The organism is Cellulophaga geojensis KL-A, from assembly GCF_000568425.1.
GTDB classification, from domain to species: Bacteria; Bacteroidota; Bacteroidia; order Flavobacteriales; family Flavobacteriaceae; genus Cellulophaga; species Cellulophaga lytica.
This window is the reverse complement of the sequence record NZ_ARZX01000012.1, coordinates 64401-83985: the sequence shown is the minus strand read 5'-3', so window position 1 is coordinate 83985 and position 19585 is coordinate 64401. Positions and strand designations below refer to the sequence as shown.

General features: G+C 31.4%; 22 protein-coding genes. 5 read left to right on the top strand and 17 right to left on the bottom strand.

All coding sequences use genetic code 11. The features are described 5' to 3' along the window. Positions 1-4: 4 nt before the first annotated feature. A complete protein-coding gene (locus KLA_RS10345) occupies positions 5-511 on the top strand; it encodes a DUF5004 domain-containing protein (protein ID WP_034645657.1) in 507 nt (168 codons plus the stop codon). Between the two features lie 69 nt (positions 512-580). Here KLA_RS10345 and KLA_RS10340 read toward each other — a convergent pair whose 3' ends face one another. Next, complete coding sequence (locus KLA_RS10340; protein WP_034645654.1) at positions 581-1096, bottom strand: CvpA family protein; 516 nt, start codon at positions 1094-1096, stop codon at positions 581-583. Positions 1097-1190: 94 nt separating this feature from the next. Here KLA_RS10340 and KLA_RS10335 point away from each other — a divergent pair, with 94 nt between their 5' ends. Together KLA_RS10335 and pbpC are read left to right on the top strand one after the other, a co-directional pair. Continuing rightward, a complete protein-coding gene (locus tag KLA_RS10335; protein ID WP_013620696.1) occupies positions 1191-1547 on the top strand; it encodes a hypothetical protein in 357 nt (118 codons plus the stop codon). 22 nt (positions 1548-1569) lie between these two features. Then, complete coding sequence (gene pbpC / locus KLA_RS10330; protein ID WP_034645651.1) at positions 1570-3942, top strand: penicillin-binding protein 1C; 2373 nt, start codon at positions 1570-1572, stop codon at positions 3940-3942. Positions 3943-3977: 35 nt separating this feature from the next. On the opposite strand, the gene KLA_RS10325 is transcribed toward pbpC, so the two are convergent. The 3 genes from KLA_RS10325 to KLA_RS10315 form a co-directional block, all read right to left on the bottom strand. Next, a complete protein-coding gene (locus KLA_RS10325; protein WP_013620694.1) occupies positions 3978-4826 on the bottom strand; it encodes a hypothetical protein in 849 nt (282 codons plus the stop codon). Positions 4827-4839: 13 nt separating this feature from the next. Further along, entirely contained in the window at positions 4840-5508 is a 669-nt protein-coding gene (locus KLA_RS10320; protein WP_034645648.1) for a hypothetical protein, read from the bottom strand. A gap of 132 nt (positions 5509-5640) precedes the next feature. Continuing rightward, complete coding sequence (locus tag KLA_RS10315) at positions 5641-6015, bottom strand: ester cyclase (RefSeq protein WP_034645645.1); 375 nt, start codon at positions 6013-6015, stop codon at positions 5641-5643. Between the two features lie 104 nt (positions 6016-6119). Here KLA_RS10315 and KLA_RS10310 point away from each other — a divergent pair, with 104 nt between their 5' ends. Then, a complete protein-coding gene (locus KLA_RS10310) occupies positions 6120-6749 on the top strand; it encodes a 2OG-Fe(II) oxygenase (RefSeq protein WP_013620692.1) in 630 nt (209 codons plus the stop codon). Between the two features lie 11 nt (positions 6750-6760). Here KLA_RS10310 and KLA_RS10305 read toward each other — a convergent pair whose 3' ends face one another. From KLA_RS10305 to KLA_RS10250, 12 genes are all read right to left on the bottom strand, one after another. Continuing rightward, a complete protein-coding gene (locus KLA_RS10305; protein ID WP_034645643.1) occupies positions 6761-7174 on the bottom strand; it encodes a zinc finger-like domain-containing protein in 414 nt (137 codons plus the stop codon). A 16-nt stretch (positions 7175-7190) separates the two neighbouring features. Further along, complete coding sequence (locus KLA_RS10300; RefSeq protein ID WP_034645640.1) at positions 7191-7649, bottom strand: hypothetical protein; 459 nt, start codon at positions 7647-7649, stop codon at positions 7191-7193. Between the two features lie 78 nt (positions 7650-7727). Then, positions 7728-10301, bottom strand: a complete 2574-nt coding sequence (locus KLA_RS10295) for a DEAD/DEAH box helicase (protein WP_034645638.1) — start codon at positions 10299-10301, stop codon at positions 7728-7730. A 4-nt stretch (positions 10302-10305) separates the two neighbouring features. Next, positions 10306-11193: a DUF1837 domain-containing protein gene (locus KLA_RS10290; RefSeq protein ID WP_034645635.1), complete on the bottom strand. Its 888-nt coding sequence runs from the start codon at positions 11191-11193 to the stop codon at positions 10306-10308. Positions 11194-11448: 255 nt separating this feature from the next. Beyond that, positions 11449-12027 (bottom strand): hypothetical protein, encoded by a 579-nt coding sequence (locus tag KLA_RS10285; protein ID WP_034645631.1) that lies wholly within the window; start codon positions 12025-12027, stop codon positions 11449-11451. Between the two features lie 22 nt (positions 12028-12049). Further along, positions 12050-12433 carry a DUF3037 domain-containing protein gene (locus tag KLA_RS10280; protein WP_034645630.1) on the bottom strand — a complete coding sequence of 128 codons (384 nt, stop codon included), beginning with the start codon at positions 12431-12433 and terminating at the stop codon, positions 12050-12052. After that, positions 12423-13202, bottom strand: coding sequence for a HipA family kinase (locus KLA_RS10275; RefSeq protein ID WP_034645627.1), 780 nt, complete (start codon positions 13200-13202; stop codon positions 12423-12425). Before KLA_RS10275 ends, KLA_RS10280 begins: the two co-directional genes overlap by 11 nt. A 37-nt stretch (positions 13203-13239) precedes the next feature. Then, a complete protein-coding gene (locus KLA_RS10270; RefSeq protein WP_034645624.1) occupies positions 13240-13821 on the bottom strand; it encodes a hypothetical protein in 582 nt (193 codons plus the stop codon). 16 nt (positions 13822-13837) lie between these two features. Further along, complete coding sequence (locus tag KLA_RS17610; protein WP_051456087.1) at positions 13838-14344, bottom strand: DUF2314 domain-containing protein; 507 nt, start codon at positions 14342-14344, stop codon at positions 13838-13840. Between the two features lie 11 nt (positions 14345-14355). Further along, a complete protein-coding gene (locus tag KLA_RS10260; protein WP_013620683.1) occupies positions 14356-14772 on the bottom strand; it encodes a hypothetical protein in 417 nt (138 codons plus the stop codon). A 94-nt stretch (positions 14773-14866) separates the two neighbouring features. Continuing rightward, positions 14867-15454, bottom strand: a complete 588-nt coding sequence (locus tag KLA_RS10255; protein ID WP_034645621.1) for a hypothetical protein — start codon at positions 15452-15454, stop codon at positions 14867-14869. Positions 15455-15716: 262 nt separating this feature from the next. Further along, complete coding sequence (locus KLA_RS10250) at positions 15717-16718, bottom strand: NAD(P)H-dependent glycerol-3-phosphate dehydrogenase (protein WP_034645618.1); 1002 nt, start codon at positions 16716-16718, stop codon at positions 15717-15719. A gap of 274 nt (positions 16719-16992) precedes the next feature. Here KLA_RS10250 and KLA_RS10245 point away from each other — a divergent pair, with 274 nt between their 5' ends. Continuing rightward, positions 16993-17913, top strand: coding sequence for a hypothetical protein (locus KLA_RS10245; RefSeq protein ID WP_034645615.1), 921 nt, complete (start codon positions 16993-16995; stop codon positions 17911-17913). A gap of 74 nt (positions 17914-17987) precedes the next feature. On the opposite strand, the gene mqo is transcribed toward KLA_RS10245, so the two are convergent. Next, complete coding sequence (gene mqo, locus KLA_RS10240) at positions 17988-19469, bottom strand: malate dehydrogenase (quinone) (RefSeq protein ID WP_034645612.1); 1482 nt, start codon at positions 19467-19469, stop codon at positions 17988-17990. Positions 19470-19585: the final 116 nt, after the last annotated feature.

Here is a 19585-nt window from a genome sequence, read left to right as displayed (position 1 = left end):
AATTATGAAATTTAAATTAGCTTGTATTGGTTTACTTGGTGTTTTATTCTTGAATTGTTCTTCAGATGATGATCTTGTTTGCGCAGAAGATTATACAGGAGAATTAACAGCGGTAGAAAGCGTGTTACAAGGTACTTGGGTATTAACGGCGGTAGAATCTAGTGTGGCGGTAGATTTAACAGATGATGAAGAAGATAACCCTATAAAAGACATTTTTGTACAAAGTACAGATTGCCAAAATGATGCTATATACAGTTTTATGGCAGACAGAAGTTTTACGTTTAAACAAGGTTTAACAGCTGCAGATTGTGAGCAAAAGAGTGATATTTTAGGAACTTGGCAATTTACGGGTAGCGTTTTAAATTTTTCTAGTGCGTGTACAATTTTTAGTTCGCAAATAAATTTAAATGAAGATGAAACAGCTTTTTCTATAGAAAGTCTGTTAAATATAAGAGATATAAATAACCAATTGGTTGAAGCTGAGGTAACATATACCTACACTAAAAATTAATTATAACCAACAAAGCTTAGAGCGTCTAAGTTTTACTTAGGCGCTTTTTTATGCTTAAAAAAGTAGTTTTTAAAGGGTTTCTGTAGGGTGTTCTTGTGTTTGTGTTTCTTCCATAACAAAAGTAAAAACTAGCTCGCCTATAGTTTTTATAGGTGTGTAAAGAGCAGAACTTTTTATAGTTTCTTGTTTTACAATTTGTAGTTTGTTGTTGGCTTGGTCTAAAAACAAAAGTAATGCTCCAATAATCACGGCAACCTTTAACGCACCAAATAGTCCGCCAGCAATTCTATTTAAAGTGCCTAGCATAACAGCTTTAGCTACTTTGGTAAGTAATTTGCCAACCAAATTAATAATAAGTACAACAACAATAAATGTTAATATAGAAGATGCAATATGTATAGTGCTTTGGTCCCATTGCCATTTTTCAGTTAGGTAATTGCCAATAATATAAGAGAAGTGTATGGCGGTATAAATACCAGCAACTAAAGCTACTAGGGAGGCTATCTCTATTAAAAGTCCGTTTTTAATGCCTTTGTAAAGTCCCCAAATTAGTAGTATGCCAAGTATAATGTCTAAAAAATTCATTCTCAAGTGTTTTTACAAATATAGGATATTGATTTGTACCTTTACATCTTATTAAAAAACAGAATAAAACAACATAAATTTTGCAACTATAACAATGTCAAGAGATACCGAATTAAAAGAGAGATGGGATGTTTTAGTAGAAAAACTATCAGCACAATTTGCAGATGGTGATACGCTAGAGCTAGATGCAATTATATACTTGGTAGGCATACAAGAATTAGGTAAACCACACGCTAAATATAAAAAAGACGAAAAAATAAATTTAATGCATATTGCCATATGTAGGTTACTAGAGCCTTATGGTTATTATGAGTTTGAAATGTTTGATGAAGACGGATGGCCACATTATAAAATAAAAGAAGAGTTGCCAACATTAAAAGCAGGCGAACAAAGTGTTTTAATGAAAGAAGCTTTGGTAAACTATTTTGTAGAAAAACAATACATAGACTAAATGGTAAAGTACAATTATTAATATGGGTTTTGTAGGCAAACTTAAAAATACGGTAATTGGTAAATTTTTACGCAACAACCCTAAAAAAAGCATAGCAGTAGCAGTACTGCTTATTGCATATTATTTTTGCTTACCAAAACAACTTTTTAATGTGCCAACAGCTACTGTTGTAGAGAGTGAAGAAGGTTTGCTTTTAGGAGCGCAAATTGCTAGTGATGGTCAATGGCGTTTTCCTAAAGTAGATAGCATACCTAAAAAATTTGAGCATTGTTTACTACAGTTTGAAGATGCACACTTTTACAAGCATTTTGGTTTTAATCCTGTTTCTATAGCAAAAGCTGTTGGGCAAAATATAAAAGCAGGTAAAACAGTACGTGGTGGTAGCACCATAACACAACAGGTAATACGTTTAGCGCGTAAGGGAAAAAGCAGATCTTATGCAGAAAAATTTATAGAGCTTATATGGGCAACACGCCTAGAGTTTAGGTATAGCAAAGAAGAAATACTAAAAATGTATGCTAGTAATGCACCCTATGGAGGTAATGTTGTAGGCTTAGAGGTTGCATCTTGGCGTTATTTTGGACTAAAATCTCATCAATTATCTTGGGCAGAAACTGCAACATTGGCCGTTTTGCCAAATGCTCCAAGTTTAATATATCCGGGTAAAAACCAGCAACGTTTGTTAGTAAAAAGAAATAAATTACTGCGTAAGTTGTTAGCTAATGGTATAATTAACAAAACAACTTATGACCTAGCCTTGCTAGAAGAGTTGCCTCAAAAACCATATGCTTTGCCGCAAAATGCACAGCATTTGGTTACACATTTATCAAAAAAACATAAAGGAGAAAGGGTAGTAAGTACTATAAAAGCTCCCTTGCAGGCAAGTGTAAATGCTGTAGTACAAAAACACTACTCTCACTTAAAACAAAACCAGGTTTACAATGCTGCTGTTCTAGTTTTAGATGTAAATACACGAAAAGTATTAGCATATGTAGGTAACACAAAAACAGATAAAAATCACCAAAAAGATGTAGATATGGTGCAAGCCAACCGTAGCGCAGGTAGTACCATAAAACCATTATTGTATACCGCAATGTTAGATGCTGGTGAGCTATTACCCAATATGTTGGTTGCAGATATACCTACACAAATTGCTGGGTACACACCTCAAAATTTTAATGAAGACTTTAGTGGTGCTGTAGAGGCTAAAAAGGCATTAGCTAGATCATTAAATATACCTGCTGTTAGGTTGTTACAATCCTACGGGCTGCAAAAATTTAGAGATCAGTTAGACTTGTTTAACCTAAAAGGTATAAACAAATCTGCAGATCATTATGGATTAACATTAATTTTAGGAGGTGCAGAAAGTAGTCTTTGGGACTTGTGTAAAACTTATGCATCTATGGCATCTACGGTAAACCATTTTAATACAACATCTAGCGAATATTTTACAAAGGAATTTGCAGAACCAGTGTTAAAAGCAAATGAAACTGTAGATTTTGGAAAAAAATCTACTGAAAAAACAATTTTTGATGCAGCAAGTATATACCTCACTTTTGAAGCAATGAAAGAGGTAAATAGACCAGAGGGACAAGAATCTTGGGAGTTTTATGACTCGTCTAAACCAATTGCCTGGAAAACAGGTACCAGTTTTGGTAATAAAGATGCTTGGGCAATTGGAGCAACCAAAAATTATGTTGTTGGTGTTTGGGTTGGTAATGCAGATGGTGAGGGTAGGCCAAATGTTACAGGTGTTACTAGTGCAGCACCAATTTTATTTGATGTTTTTAATGTTTTACCTAAAACAAGTTGGTTTTTAAAGCCTTTAGATGAGTTTACAGAAATAGATGTATGCAGTAATAGCGGTTATTTAGCAACGCCTAACTGCCCTACTAAAAAAATAAGTATACCTGCCAAACAAAACTATGTAAAGGCTTGCCCTTACCATAAATTAGTGCATTTAGATGCCAAGCAGCAGTTTCAGGTAAATACTTCATGTGAGTTGTTAGAGAATATGGTAACTAAGCCTTGGTTTGTATTGCCTCCTATACAAGAGTTTTACTATAAAAAAACCAACGTTACGTACAAAACATTACCAGATTTTAGAAACGATTGTAAAACTGAAAATGCTAAGGTAATGGAGTTTATTTACCCAAAATCTGGAGCAAAAATAACCTTGCCTAAAAATTTTGAAGGAGAAACCAATGAGCTGGTTTTAAAAATAGCACACTCTAAATCTAAAACAAAAGTATTTTGGTATGTAGACGATAGATTTGTAAAGCAAACAACAACATTTCATGAAATAGCTATTTTGCCAAAACCAGGCGTGCATAAAATTACCGTTGTAGATGAGGTTGGTAATGATGCTGTTATTTGGATAACAATACTAGAGTAGTGGTAACTGTAGCTACCCTAGTATTATATTATATTTTATGGTAAAAGAACACTAGCTATTTTAAACTTTAGTTCTTTTAATGCTTGTTCGCTTTCTACTAAAACTTCTATAGTCCAGTTTGGCTGTGCTTCTTCTTTTAAGCTAATACTAAGCTTATGTGAGCCATACTTACTACTGCCGTAATTCATTTTTTCACCATCAGCATTATAAATTAAAATTTCAACAATTTTTTCGTTAGGATCTTCTACATAGAAAGACAATGCATTTTCATTTCCAAAGCTTCCAAAACCATCAAAAAACTGTTTAAAAGCATCAACAGTTTCTGCCATACCTTCTGCTATTACTCCAGATTCTTTTAACTCGTTAAGCTTTTTTTGGTATTCTTTTTCATCTTTTTCTTTAAGTTTTTCCAAAGCAGCTTTGTCTACTAAGGTAACTTTAACGTCTTTGTATTTTTTACCAAGTAAATTTTTATTGTAGTAGTTAAGCGGATTTTTAACAACTACTTTTCCTCCATTAGCTTCGGTAGGACTAAAATATTTTAAAACACCTTCTATGTTAACCAAATTAGTGGCTTTACGCGTTGGTGCTTCAAGCTTAATATCTAATTCGTTATTATTGCTATAGTCATCACCAAAAAAGCTTTCCTTTTTTTGTAATGTGCTACCATCATCAGCAGCTGCGTTAGTGATAGATTTTATTTTTACCTGGTTAAATTCATCAACCTTAATGCCTTTAATTAGAGCAGAAAGTTCTACAAAACTTTTATCAGACTCTAAATGTCGTTCTTCTTTAATATCATTTACAAATAAATTTACGTCTTGTGCTAATGTTAATTTGGTGCATAATCCTAATGCTATACAAACAAGTACTTTTTTTGTCATTTTTTTAATGTTTTTAAAGTTGAATAGTAGAAAAATAGATGGTTTTTTTAAAACCTGCGGTGTATAGTTTATTTCGTATTTTTTTATACTGCTGCACGTGTGTTGGTGTATAAATAAAATAGGTAGGAATCTCTTGGTTGTCTACGGTTAAAAACAGTGGTATTAATGCTTCAGTTTTATTCTCTAACGGTAGTTTGTGCATTACTTTATATTCGCATTTTATACCTTTAGCCTCACATTCTTTAGTTATTTCACTAATAGCAATAATAGCATCTACCCTAAGTTTGCCAGTTACACTAATTTCCGGAACATTTAAAAATAGCTCGTTGTTAATATTGGTTTTAAAAGTAAGATTGTCTTTTTCTAAGTTTAAATCTTGATACTGAAAAAACAAGCCCTCGTCTAACAAATTATTTACTTTTTTGGTGCCCATTGCACTTCTTATTAAAATAATTGGAGCAATAATAACAAAAATAATAATGGCTAAAATTAGCCCAATGATTGAGGAAATAATAGCGCGCCCACTAAAGCAACTTTTAAAAATTAAGTCCCAATAATTGGCAATAGAGTTGGTTTGAAAACAGTATTTAACAATTTTAATAATGTTTCCAGAGTTGATAAAAAAATTGATAAGTAAAATAATAACACCTGCTACAAGCAAAAGTACTCTTAGTCCGTCCATAAGGTTATAAATTTGGTTAAGGTTATTTGTTTTAGGCAAATGCTTAAAACTGGTTAAAACTTATAACGGAGCTATTTTTGTAAAAGTACTTTTGGGTAGTTTTTTTAGTTCTAGTGCATAAAACAATGCACATTAGTACATTGTATTTGGGTTTTTAGACGTTTTAGGTATTTGCTGTATAGCATCCCAGTGTTCTACAATTTTACCATTTTGGTCAAATCTAAAAAAATCCATAGTAACGTATTGGTCGTTACCAGGCCACGTTTGGTGCGTGTGTAAAGCAACAAGGTTACCCTCTGTAATTGCTCTTACAAACTCAATGCTTTTATCTGGGTATTCTGTTTGCATACGCTCAAAATATGCTATAAAACCTTCTGTGCCATTCTCAACATCTGGGTTGTGTTGTATATATTCTTCACCAACATATAATTCTACTGCTTTTTTAGGATTTCCTAAATATGCAGTTTTGTAAAATGCAATTGCCTTTTCTTTTAAATCCGTACTCATTATCGCTTTTTTATTTTAAAGATAATGCTTTTTCAAGGGAGTTGTTATCTGCGTGTTTTACGCACACTTTTTTAATCTATATTTGCCGACTTTCTTAAAAGAATTTGAACACTGAAATACAAATAGAGAAGTGGCTCTCCTGGGTGGATGAGCTTTCTTGTAACGATTATGTGGTAATTGATAATTTTTTAGATACAAGCACGTATTTAGAAGTTAGAGAATTCTTTTTATCTAAGCTAAATTATTTTGCACAAGCAGGTATAGGCGCATTAGATAAAAATGCAGTACACACAGAAATTAGAGGCGACTATACTTTTTGGTTAACTAAAGAACGAGATACAGAAATTGCTGCATTTTGGGAGGTTGTAGACCAAGCAATACAAGTGTTTAATAGGTATTGTTTTTTAAGTTTATCTGGGTACGAGTTTCATTTTGCAAACTATCCTCCAGGCGGTCATTACACTAAACATCTAGACCAATTTAAAAACCGAAATAACCGTACCATTTCTTTTATTGTGTATTTAAATGAAGGTTGGCAAAAAGGAGATGGAGGAGAATTAGAAATTTTTAAACCAGATAATAGCTCGTTTTTAGTAGAGCCATTAGCAGGTAGGTGTGTATTGTTTAAGAGTGATGTTGTGCCGCACGCTGTACTAAAATCTTATAAAGATAGATATAGTTTAACAGGATGGTTGCTACAGACACCATTTAAATTAGGGCAGTTTTTAGGGTAGAGACTTACTATTTAAAAGAAAGACAATATTTTTTCTCCCCAGATGGCAAAAACAATGATGGTTATAGTTAGGGCTGTCATAAAAAAGTAAAACCAACGGTACACTAAAAAAAAGCAAATTAAACCTATAGCAGCAGCTATGTAAAACGTATCTGTAAAATGCTCTAAAGTTATCCAGTAGCCAAAAATAAAAGCAATTGTACTTATAGCAAGTTTAATAAATTTAGTGTTTTTGTTTGGTTTAGGACCAGTTTTATCCGTACCCGAAGTTGTAGGAGGTTTTGGTGGTGGCGGCTGTATAGGGTCTGCTATTCTAATGTTACCTGTGCCATCACAAGCGTTACAATGTTCTGTGGTAGCGTGTGTACCACCTACAAAAGTTTTTTGTCCAGTACCAGAACAAGCATTACAGGTTTTATATGCCATAACAGGGTTATTTTTATTACTTACTACGCATTGCCATATTTCTAAGATCAATAAGAGTTTGCTCTGCGTCTTTACTCTCAAAAGAAAGTAAAGATCTATTGTTCATTATTAGGTATTTCTCTTGACTTTTGTCTTCGTTTTGCATTTCTACAATAGTGTATTTAGATCTTTTTAAATGAAAAGACTTTGGATATCCTATTTTATCAAACGGGTAGTGTTTAGCTGCTCTAAACTTCTTTTTTAACACTAGTTTGTCTCCAATTACACGAGCATCACAGATGTACATAAATTGGTACACAATAAACCCAATAAGCGCTATAAAAACAGCAGCAGCTACAATCATACCCATATGAAAATCTTGATCTTGGGTGACTTTTGCTAAAATTGGAATCATTATGAGTACTACAATTGTACCCAAGTACAAACCAAGGTTGGTCCAGTTAGATGATAATTTAATTTCTGTATTACTTCCCATTTTTTTCTTTTAAAGATATGAAAGTTTGTGGTTCGTAGTCGTTATAGTTGTTTTTTTGAAGTAGGAATTTGATTTTTTTTAAAGAATTCTGTTTATTTCGTCATATTCAAGTGTTCCGTTTTTAAACTCTGATAATATTAAATTTTTATTTATACTTTTAAGTTTGTCTTCTTCTACATTAAGAGCGCGCCTACATTTTCTATAAATAGCTAAAGCTGTATGTCTTGAAAGACCAATGTTTTGAAGTGCTATAGCAATTCTGTTTTGTGTTCCATATTCAAGTAAAGAAGCCCAATTTTCACCCGCGGAATCTTCTCCTAAAATATTAGAAATAACTTGGTAATAATGATTAAAATATTTTTCAAACAAGAATCTAAGAACATATTCTATATCTTCTATAATTTTTTCTATTAAGGCATTGATGTGATCTACGTTGCCTTTCTCATATTGAATAAAATTAGGTTTATTATCAATGTAACCTAAATGAATTAAACTTCTGTTGTTTTCATAATGTTCTATTGACATTTTAATTATTTGATTTAATCCAAAACCATTAATCCATTGGTTCATTAATAGAGCATAATATTTCAGGCTTTTTTCGTTATTAAGTTTTTTTTCTGCTTTATCCCATTCATACAAAATGTATAGGTTTTTAAGTGTGTCAAGGCATATTTCGTAATTTATATGATTACTAATAAGTTTTATGTTTTTACCTTGTTTATGTGCTTTTTTTATAAGATTAAAAACTTTGTTTTGAATAGTTAAGTTGATTGATTGATTTGAATTTAGAATGTATGATGGTATTTCAAAATCTTTAACTTTAGAATTTGCAAGTTCAATTATTTTATCTTTTTTCTTTTCAATCAGTTTCTCTATTAATGGACTCTTATAATTTGATTTTATCTCTAGAGTATCTACACTTATAATATTCGCGATATATCTTAGTATTGCTTGTTCTTCTTTTGATCCTGTTATTTTTTGGTTTTTAAGTATACTTTCTATTTTTCGTAAGTTTCTATCAATTTTAGTTAAAACAGTTGGTTTTAAAATTATCTCAGTTTTGTTCAATATCTCTTTATTTTCCCATAACCAATCCGAATGTTGAACACAAAAGATATTTCCATAGAGTTCTTTAGATAATCTGCCTGCTCTTCCAGATAAATTCCAAAAATCTATTTGTGATAAAGGTTTACGACCATTTTTTCCATTTAAAATAAAAATATTCTGAGTAGGCATATTTACACCTTCAAGTAATGTTGAAGTGCAAAAAACATTTTGTATTTCCTCTTTCTTATACAAATCTTCAACAAGATTTCTTATTAATTGAGGAAGTTTTCCATAATGAAAAGCAACTTTATGTTCTAATAGATTAGCTAAGTAGTATTGCGGATGAATATATTCTTTAATTTGTTTTATTGCTTTTTTTAAAGCTTCGCTCAATTGAAATTTACCAACTATTTTTGAAAACTCATTCGCTTCAAAAATAGTTTTAGACTTACTGTTACAGTAAATCAAGTTGTTTTTATCGAAGCCTAAATGTTGAATAAGTGTAGTTGTAGAATTAACTACTTGAAATAAATTTGAGTTTTCAATATTGACATTATTGTCTTTTTGTATCAATTCAACATTTTTACTCAATAAATCTATAAAAAACAAATTTTGTGAAACTGGAGATTCGTTTGTTTTAAATGTGTTATTTGGTTTATTTCGGTCAAATAGTTTGAGGAAAACTTCAGGATTAGATACATTTGGAGAAGAAAAATACAATTTTATGTTACCATACTTTTTAATTGTTTTTTCTATTGCTGTATAGGTTGTTACACTTCTTGAATCTTTTTCATTAGCTAATTTGTGTGCTTCATCCACAAATACAAACCCAATTGGTGGATTATTATCTTGTGATAAATAGCTAATAAGTCTTTCTGGTGTCAATATTAGAATGTAATTATGAGGTTCATCACCTATGAAACCATTCACATTCGAATTTGTAAGAATGCGATATTTATATTGTTCAGAAAGTTCTCTTATTTCGTCTTTTAAGTCAAGTGTAAATTGATTTATCAAAGCTCTTGTTGGAACAATAATTACTAAGTTTTCAGGAGGACTATTTCTCATTACTTTTTTTATAAAAGCTTTGATAATAAATGATTTTCCCATTGACGTTGGTCCAGAAAAACTATATTCAAGTGTGTTGCTTAGTTGCGAATATAACTCAAACTGCGAATCTGTAAAAACGAAATTTTCTGAATCAGGAACTTTTTGAATGACTTTTTTTGCCTCAACCTCTATGCTTCTAAAAAAAGGCAATGTTGCAATATTTGCATTGTAGTTAGTTAAATAGTTAATAGCTGGAAAATTTCCCAATTTTGAATAAACAGCTTTGGAAACAGTTCTGTAAATCTCATTATTTTTAAATTGATGATTTAAGTACGTTATTATTTGATATGCTTTATTCCGTGCTTCTGAATTTTTTGAATTAGAGAGGATATCAGAGAACCTTAAAGCATCTGTTAATTCTTTATTAGTCAAAATATTGTCAGAGAGCTCAATATTTAAGTTATTTTCTGCTGATATTAAAGAACATTTACTAAATATTAACTTGAAATATTCATCATTCAAAACATCTTTTGTTAACTTTTCTATTATGGTCATAGCTTTAAGTTAACTGTTGAATGATTTCTTTTCTTTTCTCTGCTAAATTTGAAAAAGGTATAATATACAAATGAAAATTATAGCCAGTAAATTCTGATTTGTTTATTTGAAAATTTATTGAATCAATTAAATTTTCTACTTCTTGCTTAATTTTCTGTCTGATATGAGTTCTAAATTCACTATTTGATTTATTACTTTCTTCTTCCGTTATTCCAACATCATAACCTAAAAATATACCAAAAGAATAATCAGTACTTATTTTATTCTCACGAGCATTTGGAATAATTACATTTTTAAGAAATTCATATAATTCAGGATTAGCTGTTTCCTTGATTAATTGACTATTTACTAAACCAATTTCAAATTCAATTTTATTTTCACTTAAAAGTTTAGATAGTGAGCCAAATGCCTCATATATTCCTGTTTTTAAATTTGAATTAAGTTTTGACTCTCCAAATATTAATTGATAATCTGTTTCTGTTACCTTTAACAAGTGAACACCGTCAGCTCCTTTTACATAATCGTTTTTTGCAGTTTTAATTTCTAATTTTGTTAGAATTTTAGGTGCATTTAAATGTGATTCTAATAAACAATAAAGCAAAATTTCACCTAGTTCTCCTTCATTTGATGAATAACGTCTAAGCTTATCTTGTGCCTTAGAAACTAGTGTTGCATATTCCTTAGCATCAATTAGTTTTTGAACCTCTGTTCTTGATAATGCAAAATGGTAGAGTTGGTTTGATATGAGCTTCACAAGTTCATCATATGCAAATGCATTGTTTTTCACTTTTAATGTAAAGACATTAACCTTATTTGATTTGGCTAATTCTAAATTTTCTATATCGTGATAGAACAGGTCTAAAAAGATGTTTTTGACATTTGTTTCTATCATAAATTTAAGTATTTCATTTTTTAAGTATTAATCTGCGCTTATAACTTCTCAATTTACTCCCTTCCTCTTTACCAAAAAAACAGATTTCCGTAAATGGTATGTAATAGTGTATACTTTGCAGTTTTTTAAGGGTATTTGGTAGTTGTGGTTTTTTGTATGCTGTTGTAACTAACTCTAATACAAACAAAAACCTTTACTTTTTAGAGGTTTGTCTAAAAAGTAAAGGCTTAATTTTTTATGGTAAATGGGTAAAAGTTACTCTGTTTCTTCTACTTCTTTTATAGAGTAAATAATTTTATCTAATTCATTTTTATACAAATTTTCATTACTTGCCAACGTCCAACTGTTTGCTTGGTAATATCTTGTTTTACCTTTAAAAATACCTATAGAGTAAAAAATGTCTACGCCGTTAATTGTTCCTCTTAAATGCGTGGTAATTGCTTGCATATTATTAACTACAGTGTCTTTTGTATTAAACATTTCTGCGTTTGTAAGCTGTGTTTTATAATCGTCTAGTGTCATTTTTTTATAATCTTCTAGCGTATTTTTGTAAACTATATTTTCTTCTTCTTCATAATATTCAATAGCAGTCTCTACTTCCTCAAAAGATTCTTCTATTACTGCTATATAAAATTCTCTTCTTTCATTTTGGTACTGTAGTGTTGCATCATCATTTAAGTCATTGGTTTTGGTTAAAAAAGAAGGTAAAACAATTGAAAATCTGTTTTTAACGTTAACTGTCTCATAAGTGGTTTCTATATTGCAAGACTGTACTATAACTGCCGTTACCAATAGTAAAAAAATGCTTTTTGTGTATTGTTTAATGTTGGTCATTTTTATAGGGTTTTGTTGGTTGCTACAATACGTAAGTAGCAAATAATTTTTCTAATGTTTCTTCTGGGTTGTTGCACAAACCAGGGTGTGTTTTAGAGCTTTGTATAACGGTGCTTCTAGAGGCTGCTAACCACCTAAACCTGTCAGATAGTTCTAACTTACCAATTGGTCCGCCTGCGGGCTCACCTTTGCAAACCAGTTCCCAGGCTTTTAGGTAATCTTCTAGCAAATTATAGTTGAGCTCCTTACAAAAAGCTTCTAGTTTAGTACGGTCTATATGGTATTTTACACCTAAAAATTTTTTTCGTTTACTAAATAAAATAACGCCAATGTTAAAAAACTCTTCGCGTTCTACTTTGGGTACAATGCGTATAATTGCATACTCAAATGTAACTTTATCTTGCATCTTTAGCTTCTTTTATTAGCGCATCTACCATACCCAATTTTGCATTTAAATAGGTGGTGTAGGCAGCTCTCATTTGCGCAGGAGTTAAAGAATCGGTTTGGTTTGTTAGCCAGTCTTCTGGTATACTGTTGGTGATGTTTTTTATAATTTGCGGTGTAATTTTACTTGTAATTTCTTGTTTTGCGTACTCTAGTTCTGTAGCCTGTGGCAATAATACGTGGTCTTTTATTAACGGAAAAGTTCTGGTTAAGTGGTTTTCCCACAAAGGCCAGTTATGATGAAAATAAAAGCTAGCACCATTGTCTATAATCCACAACTCTTGGTTCCAAATAAGTAAGTTGGTGTTTTTTGCAGTACGGTCTATGTTGCTAATAATACTATCTAGTAGTACCACTTTAGAAGCGGTTTTTGCATCTACGGTAGTTACCAACGGATCAAAAGTTATAGCGCTAGATAAATAGTGTAGCCCTAGATTTAAACCAACACTAAATTTTAGTAAATCCTGAATTTCTTCGTCGGGTTCTGTTTTGCTAAATGAGTCGTCTAGGTTAGCAAATACCAACTCAGGTACTTTTAGTCCAATAGCACGTGCAAGCTCGCCACCAATAAACTCGGCAATAAGTGCTTTTGTGCCTTGGCCAGCGCCTCTAAATTTTAAAACATAAAGGAAATCGTCATCTGCCTTAACAATAGCAGGTAAAGAACCACCTTCTCGTAAAGGTTGCACATACTGTACAACGTTTACGGTTCTAACGTCTAATTTGTTCATACATCTAAGGTACTAAAATTTACAAGTTGTATGGTTATTATTTGCTTAGCAAACGTACTAATTGTGGTCTGTACAAGTTGTCTTTTTCGTTTAAACCAATGGTGTTTAGTAAAAAATTGAAGTTTACAAAAAGCTCTGCATTTTCTTCATCGTCCTCTAAAAATATTTTAAATCTACTACTGCCATTTTTGTAATCTACAGCATCTTGATTAAGGTTAGCGCAAGTAAAAATTTGTTCTTGTTTTAATGCATAGTCTTTAGCAGGTAAATTATATTTTTTACGCATAAAGTTTAATAATCTGTTGCTTTGCTCTCCAATAGATGTAAATTTAATACCATTATCTACAAACATATTTTTTGGCTCACCATTAACAAAACCAGCTTTAACACCTTTTTTTAAAGAAACCAACATACCAATAGTGTCATTATCTACAGTAGCCTTAATGGTGTATTGGTAATAGTCTTTATCTTCTTTAGTGTTGGTAATAGTAAACGGAAAATCTATAAAACCATCTACCGAATATAGGTTAGATAAATTGCTTACTTTTTGCTCTTGGTCTGTTTTACAACTTGTAATAGTTAGTACAACAAGCGTAATAATGGTTAGTGTTTTTTTCATATTGTTTTTTAGCTAGTTATTCAAATAGTAATCCGCTTTGTATGTCAAACTGCTTTTGTTCTTCTGAAGACATTTGGTCACGTAGCACTTTAATAGTGTATGCGCCTTTTGTTACTTTACCATCAAAATACATCCAATCACTAATATTAGACTCGTCTACCACAATAGTATCTCCGTATTTTACATTAATCTCGTATAGTGGTTTATTACCAACAATACCTTTAAATTTATTGTTATTAAAAGTAACGTCTTGTATCCATATGTGCTCTGAATTGCCTTCTGTATCTGTAAACTTTTGTTTAAGCGTAAAACCTTGATAGTTTTTGTTATTGCTTTGTATAGCACTTTTGAAATTAGATAATGTTTTGTTTGCTTCTGCAATGGCTTGGTTCATTGCAATATTTTCATTAGCTACATTCATTACATCTGGCTCGCCTTCACGTTCAATTTTAGAAGAAGAGTTCTCTTTACAAGAAGTAATTGTAAGAATAATAATAGCTGTAATAGTTAAGATTTTTTTCATATTGTTTTTAATTATTTTATGCGTACGCTTTCAAAATCGTTTTTTATTTTATCTAAAGTAGGACTTAAAAATACCATATACAGTATAATTAAAAGTCCAAAAAGCATAAAGTCTGGTTTAAGAAATAGAATGATAAAAGCAGCACCCTCTAAAATTGCCCATCTTATAATTGATGCAGTTTGGTACACACCAAATTTGTCTTCGAGCTCTTTAATGTCCTTGGCTTGTTTTAGAGTGTTTTTAAATACAAAATTACTAGCAAAAACAGCAATTAGTGGTAGTGCTAAAAATACAACTGAAGACGCATCTAAAGCAGGTACTTTAAAACTTTTTAAAGCCGTAATATCTCCTAAAGTAAAATAAATAGCAACAATCCCAAAGGTTATAGCTAAGTGAATAATTTTTAATGTTTTTATTTTCTGATCCATAGTTTTATGTTAGTTTTTTATAAGTCTCAAGTTTTGGTTCTTGACTCTTTTATCTCTTCTCTATTTTCTCCTTTAAACGATCTTGTCTCTCCATTTACTTAGGTAAAAACCTATTAGGGTCTTCTTTGGCTTTACGGTCTTGTTCTTTTTGTTCTGCAGAACGTGTATCTGTATTAGTAGCAATTGGTTTTTTAGCTTCTTGTACTACTTTAGGTTCTGGAGCTTGTTTACCTCCAAAAAATGAGAGTACCATAAGCAGCGCTAAAATTCCCCATACAATACCAAAAATAAGGTCTGTTACAGATTTTCCTTTTTTATTTTCGGTATCAATATCTGCTTGTGGGTCTTCAGAAACTATATTAGGGTTTTCTTTTAAGTAGTATAGTTTTAGTTGAGGGAAGTTTGGCAGTTTAGTTAACGAAATTTCATCAGCATAAGTTCGTCCATCAACAGTAAAAGAGTAATTAAATTTATACATTTTTATAACCCTAGCCAGAGTGGTTTCTGTATACTCGTTAGATAAGTCTGCCATAACAAAAGTGTTATCATCTAACATTTGTTGGCGTTCTGCAATTTTATCTTTGTCGCCTTCGTAAATATAATCGCTAACACAAGATTTTGCTAGGAAAGAAAATACAATAATAAATACAATTCTGTATAAAACAGATTTTACTTTTTTCATAGGTTTACTGGTCTTTGGTTATTTGTTTTGATCTATTTTATAGGTATTAAGTCTTGCATCTTGGTTCTTGACTCTTGTTTCTCATTTTGGCCTCTATTCTCTCCTCTATATTCTTTTCTCTTTTTTTTAAAAACCGAATCAATTTCTTACAATTTATGTTGTTTTTAGAAATACACAAATAAAAAAGCTTGTTTTTAGAGCAATTGCATAGAATTACTATAAAAACAAGCTTTATATAATTTAGCCTTAGTTAAGGTAGCTTTTAGTCTAACTTATCGGTTAAATTATTAAATACTTTTTTAGGGTTTTTTCCATCATACAAAATAGCATAAACCGCGTCTATAATAGGAGTTTTAGACTTTTTGTTATGTTTTTCATTAATTAAATGAGCACTTTTAGTGGCGTAGTAACCCTCTGCAACCATACTCATTTCCATCATAGCACTTTTAACAGTGTATCCTTTACCAATCATATTACCAAACATTCTGTTTCTACTAAAAACAGAATAGCCAGTAACAAGCAAATCACCAAGGTAGGCAGAGTTGTTAATGTTACGTTTCATATGGTGTACACGTTTAATAAAACGTTTCATTTCTCTAATAGCATTACTCATAAGCACACTCTGAAAATTATCTCCGTAGCCCAAACCGTGAGCCATACCAGCAGCAATAGCATAAATGTTTTTAAGCACGGCAGCGTACTCGGTACCAATAATATCGTCAGATGTTTTTGTCTTTATATAATCGCTACTTAAGTTTTTAGCCACCAATTTGGCTTTTTTCTCATCTGCGCAGGCAATAGTTAAGTAAGACAAGCGCTCTAGGGCAACTTCCTCTGCGTGGCAAGGACCAGCAATAACACCAATATTTTCTAATGGTATATTATAGGTTTGGTTAAAATGTTCACCAACAATTAAGCCTGTTTCTGGTACAATACCTTTAATAGCAGAAAATATAATTTTATTCTCTAAAGACACTGTAAGTTTTTGTAGTTCTGTGACTAAAAAAGCAGACGGAATTGCAAAAATTACCACATCAGAATTTTCAATAGCAGTATTAATATCTGCAGTTAGTGCTAGTTGTTGTGGGTTAAATTCAACAGCGCTTATATAATTAGGGTTGTGACAGTGCTCTTTTATATGTGCAATAGCATCTGTATTGCGCATATACCAATTTACTGTACTTACATTTTCAGTAAGCATTTTTACAATTGCAGTAGCCCAGCTACCACCACCCAAAACAGCAAATTTTGTAGTATTCTTCATAAAATAAATTTAGAAAATCAAAAGTAGATAAAATTTAATTGAAAGCAGAAATTTATGCCTTCTATAGCTTTAATTTAATAAAACTTTAGGGTACTGTCAACCTTAATTTTACATACTATTTTATTAGTACTTTTTATGCAGATTTAGTTTTTATTAATCTAGAAAATGTTAGCATAGGTAAAGTTTAAAATGTTTATGTATCTGTAAATTAGTGATTTAAAATTTTTGGCACGCCCTTTGTTTTATACTTGGCAGAACCAATACATTTTTTATTATGAAAACAAAATTACTATTAGGATTACTGTTATTGGGAACCTTAGTTTCATCATGCTATTCTGAAATAATAATAGAAGACGATTTTATAGAACCAGGATTTTCTGTAGAACACGCAATACATAAATATGACCTTTGGTATGTAGATATTAACGCAACACAAGGTAACGGGGAAGTTCCTTTTTTACAACGTGCATTTACTATAACATTTAACAATGGCCGTTTGTATGCTAATAATAATATTGTTGGTATTGGTAAAACCGGTGGCGGCTATGGTGTAGATGTTGGTAATTATGATGTTTTTAATGATGGTATACGAGTAAACCATAGTGTAGATGGTAGGTGGCCACTAGAAGTGTATGTGGTAAATAGCAATACATTAGAGTTGTTAGATGTTGCCACAAACACATCATACTACTTAAGGGGGTACAGACAAAGTACGTTTGATTATGATTATGTTTTTTATGATAATTTAAAATACTTTTTACAGGAATATGATGCTTGGGAAAAAACATACACAAGTAAAGAAGGTGCTATAAATGATTTTGATGCAGAAAACTTTTTGCAATTTTTTACAGATGGTAATGCCGATGTTTTTAGGTCATCTATAGATAATAATGGTACCAGACCAAGAAACTTACATTGGGATTATGAAGGTGAGTATAAGGTGTTTGATGTAGAAGGAGATGAAACCTTAAAGTTGCTAGAACTAGATTATGATTTTTTGGGTGATGATTATTTTGAGTTTTATGTTATTAATGATAGTACAATAGAACTGTACCATCCAAATTCTGGCACGGTTTATGAATTTACAGGAATAGGATACATACAATACTTAAAAGGTGATGTATCTACTACAGATAAAAAAAGAACAAAGTCTACTAACAGTGTAAAAACAGTAAAGAGACAGCGTATAAAATAAAAAGAATTTTTAGGTTGGTTATTAGTTGTAAAACCGTCTTAAACAGTAGTATGTTTAAGGCGGTTTTTTTATGTTTATTGGTCTTCTAATTTTAAAATAGCCGTTGTATAATTTCTTGTGTTTATACATAGTTTTTCATCTGTAATTAGTGAACGTCCTAATGACGGAATCATTTCTGTTAACTTTTGCTGCCAAGCTTTAGATTTTACTTGCATTGGAAAACATTGGTTTAATACAGATAACATTATAGATACAGATGTAGATGCACCTGGTGATGCACCAAGCAAAGCAGCCAACGTTTTGTTTTTGTTGGTTACAATCTCGGTTCCAAACTTAAGCACGCCACCTTCTTTGGCGTCTTTTTTAATTATTTGTACACGTTGCCCAGCTGTAATAAGCTCCCAGTCTTCAATTTTAGCATTTGGGTAGTATTTTTCTAATGCTTTAAAGCGTTCTTCTGGCGACTGTACAACTTGTTCTATTAAGTATTTGGTTAGTGATATGTTGTGTAAACCAGCCCTAAGCATAGGAAAAATATTATGTGCATCTATAGACAATGGTAAATCAAAATAAGAACCATTTTTTAAAAATTTTGTAGAAAAACCAGCATATGGTCCAAAAAGTAAAGAGCGTACGCCATTTAGCATTCTAGTATCTAAATGCGGAACAGACATTGGTGGTGCGCCAACTTCTGCCATGCCGTATACTTTGGCTTCGTGTTGTAAAATAACTTCAGGATTATTACATTTTAAAAACTGTCCGCTTACCGGAAAACCACCGTAACCATCTGCTTCAGGAATATCAGATTTTTCTAATAGTTTTAAAGCACCACCACCAGCACCAATAAACACAAAATTACTTTCTATTGTTTTTTCTTTATCTGTATGTAAATCTTTAACCTCTATTTCCCAAGTGCCATCTTTTTTATCATCAATATCTTCTACTTGGTGACCTAAAAATACTTCTACACCATCACAAGACTGCAGATAGGCAATCATCCCTCTGGTAATAGTTCCAAAATTTACATCTGTACCTATAGGCATTCTTGTGGCTCCTATAGTTTGGTTTTTGCTACGGCCTGTCATCATTAAAGGTACCCATTCTTTAATTTCATCATAATTTTCAGAATGCAACATATCTTTAAAAATAGGATAAGCTGTAAGTGCTTTGTGTCTTTTTCTTAAGAAGTTTAAATTTTCATCACCCCATACAAAACTCATATGGTCAATGTCATTAATAAAAGGATCTTCTGCAGGAAGTAAATTGTTTTTTACCAAATAAGCCCAAAGTTGTTTAGACACCTCAAAAGATTCACTAATTTTTAATGCCTTAGAAATATCTATTTCTCCTTGTTCATTTTCTGGTGTGTAGTTTAACTCACAAAAGGCAGAGTGCCCAGTGCCAGCGTTGTTCCAAGCATCAGAGCTTTCTGCGCCTACTTTATCTAAACGTTCATAAATAGCTATTTTAGCATCTGGTATTAGTTGTTTTAATAAAACGCCAAGCGTTGCGCTCATAATGCCAGCTCCTATAAGTGTAAAGTCTTGTTTTGCCATTGTATAGTTGTGTTTACTACAAAGCTAAGAAACGTTTTGGTAGTGAGTAGTGTTAGATTTTTATAATTTTAAGGTGTGTTTCTTAGTTTTATAGAGTTTATTTCTCTAAAAGCGTA

Bases quoted from the DNA above. Each gene is read 5' to 3' on its own strand.
- KLA_RS10285 (WP_034645631.1), bottom strand. From the start codon at position 12,027: ATGACCAACATTAAACAATACACAAAAAGCATTTTTTTACTATTGGTA.
- KLA_RS10305 (WP_034645643.1), bottom strand. From the start codon at position 7,174: ATGGCATATAAAACCTGTAATGCTTGTTCTGGTACTGGACAAAAAACT.
- KLA_RS10250 (WP_034645618.1), bottom strand. From the start codon at position 16,718: ATGAAGAATACTACAAAATTTGCTGTTTTGGGTGGTGGTAGCTGGGCT.
- KLA_RS10280 (WP_034645630.1), bottom strand. From the start codon at position 12,433: ATGCAAGATAAAGTTACATTTGAGTATGCAATTATACGCATTGTACCC.
- KLA_RS10315 (WP_034645645.1), bottom strand. From the start codon at position 6,015: ATGAGTACGGATTTAAAAGAAAAGGCAATTGCATTTTACAAAACTGCA.
- KLA_RS10260 (WP_013620683.1), bottom strand. From the start codon at position 14,772: ATGGATCAGAAAATAAAAACATTAAAAATTATTCACTTAGCTATAACC.
- KLA_RS10335 (WP_013620696.1), top strand. From the start codon at position 1,191: ATGTCAAGAGATACCGAATTAAAAGAGAGATGGGATGTTTTAGTAGAA.
- KLA_RS10300 (WP_034645640.1), bottom strand. From the start codon at position 7,649: ATGGGAAGTAATACAGAAATTAAATTATCATCTAACTGGACCAACCTT.
- mqo (WP_034645612.1), bottom strand. From the start codon at position 19,469: ATGGCAAAACAAGACTTTACACTTATAGGAGCTGGCATTATGAGCGCA.
- KLA_RS10320 (WP_034645648.1), bottom strand. From the start codon at position 5,508: ATGGACGGACTAAGAGTACTTTTGCTTGTAGCAGGTGTTATTATTTTA.
- pbpC (WP_034645651.1), top strand. From the start codon at position 1,570: ATGGGTTTTGTAGGCAAACTTAAAAATACGGTAATTGGTAAATTTTTA.
- KLA_RS10245 (WP_034645615.1), top strand. From the start codon at position 16,993: ATGAAAACAAAATTACTATTAGGATTACTGTTATTGGGAACCTTAGTT.
- KLA_RS10325 (WP_013620694.1), bottom strand. From the start codon at position 4,826: ATGACAAAAAAAGTACTTGTTTGTATAGCATTAGGATTATGCACCAAA.
- KLA_RS10345 (WP_034645657.1), top strand. From the start codon at position 5: ATGAAATTTAAATTAGCTTGTATTGGTTTACTTGGTGTTTTATTCTTG.
- KLA_RS10295 (WP_034645638.1), bottom strand. From the start codon at position 10,301: ATGACCATAATAGAAAAGTTAACAAAAGATGTTTTGAATGATGAATAT.
- KLA_RS10340 (WP_034645654.1), bottom strand. From the start codon at position 1,096: ATGAATTTTTTAGACATTATACTTGGCATACTACTAATTTGGGGACTT.
- KLA_RS10290 (WP_034645635.1), bottom strand. From the start codon at position 11,193: ATGATAGAAACAAATGTCAAAAACATCTTTTTAGACCTGTTCTATCAC.
- KLA_RS10275 (WP_034645627.1), bottom strand. From the start codon at position 13,202: ATGAACAAATTAGACGTTAGAACCGTAAACGTTGTACAGTATGTGCAA.
- KLA_RS17610 (WP_051456087.1), bottom strand. From the start codon at position 14,344: ATGAAAAAAATCTTAACTATTACAGCTATTATTATTCTTACAATTACT.
- KLA_RS10270 (WP_034645624.1), bottom strand. From the start codon at position 13,821: ATGAAAAAAACACTAACCATTATTACGCTTGTTGTACTAACTATTACA.
- KLA_RS10255 (WP_034645621.1), bottom strand. From the start codon at position 15,454: ATGAAAAAAGTAAAATCTGTTTTATACAGAATTGTATTTATTATTGTA.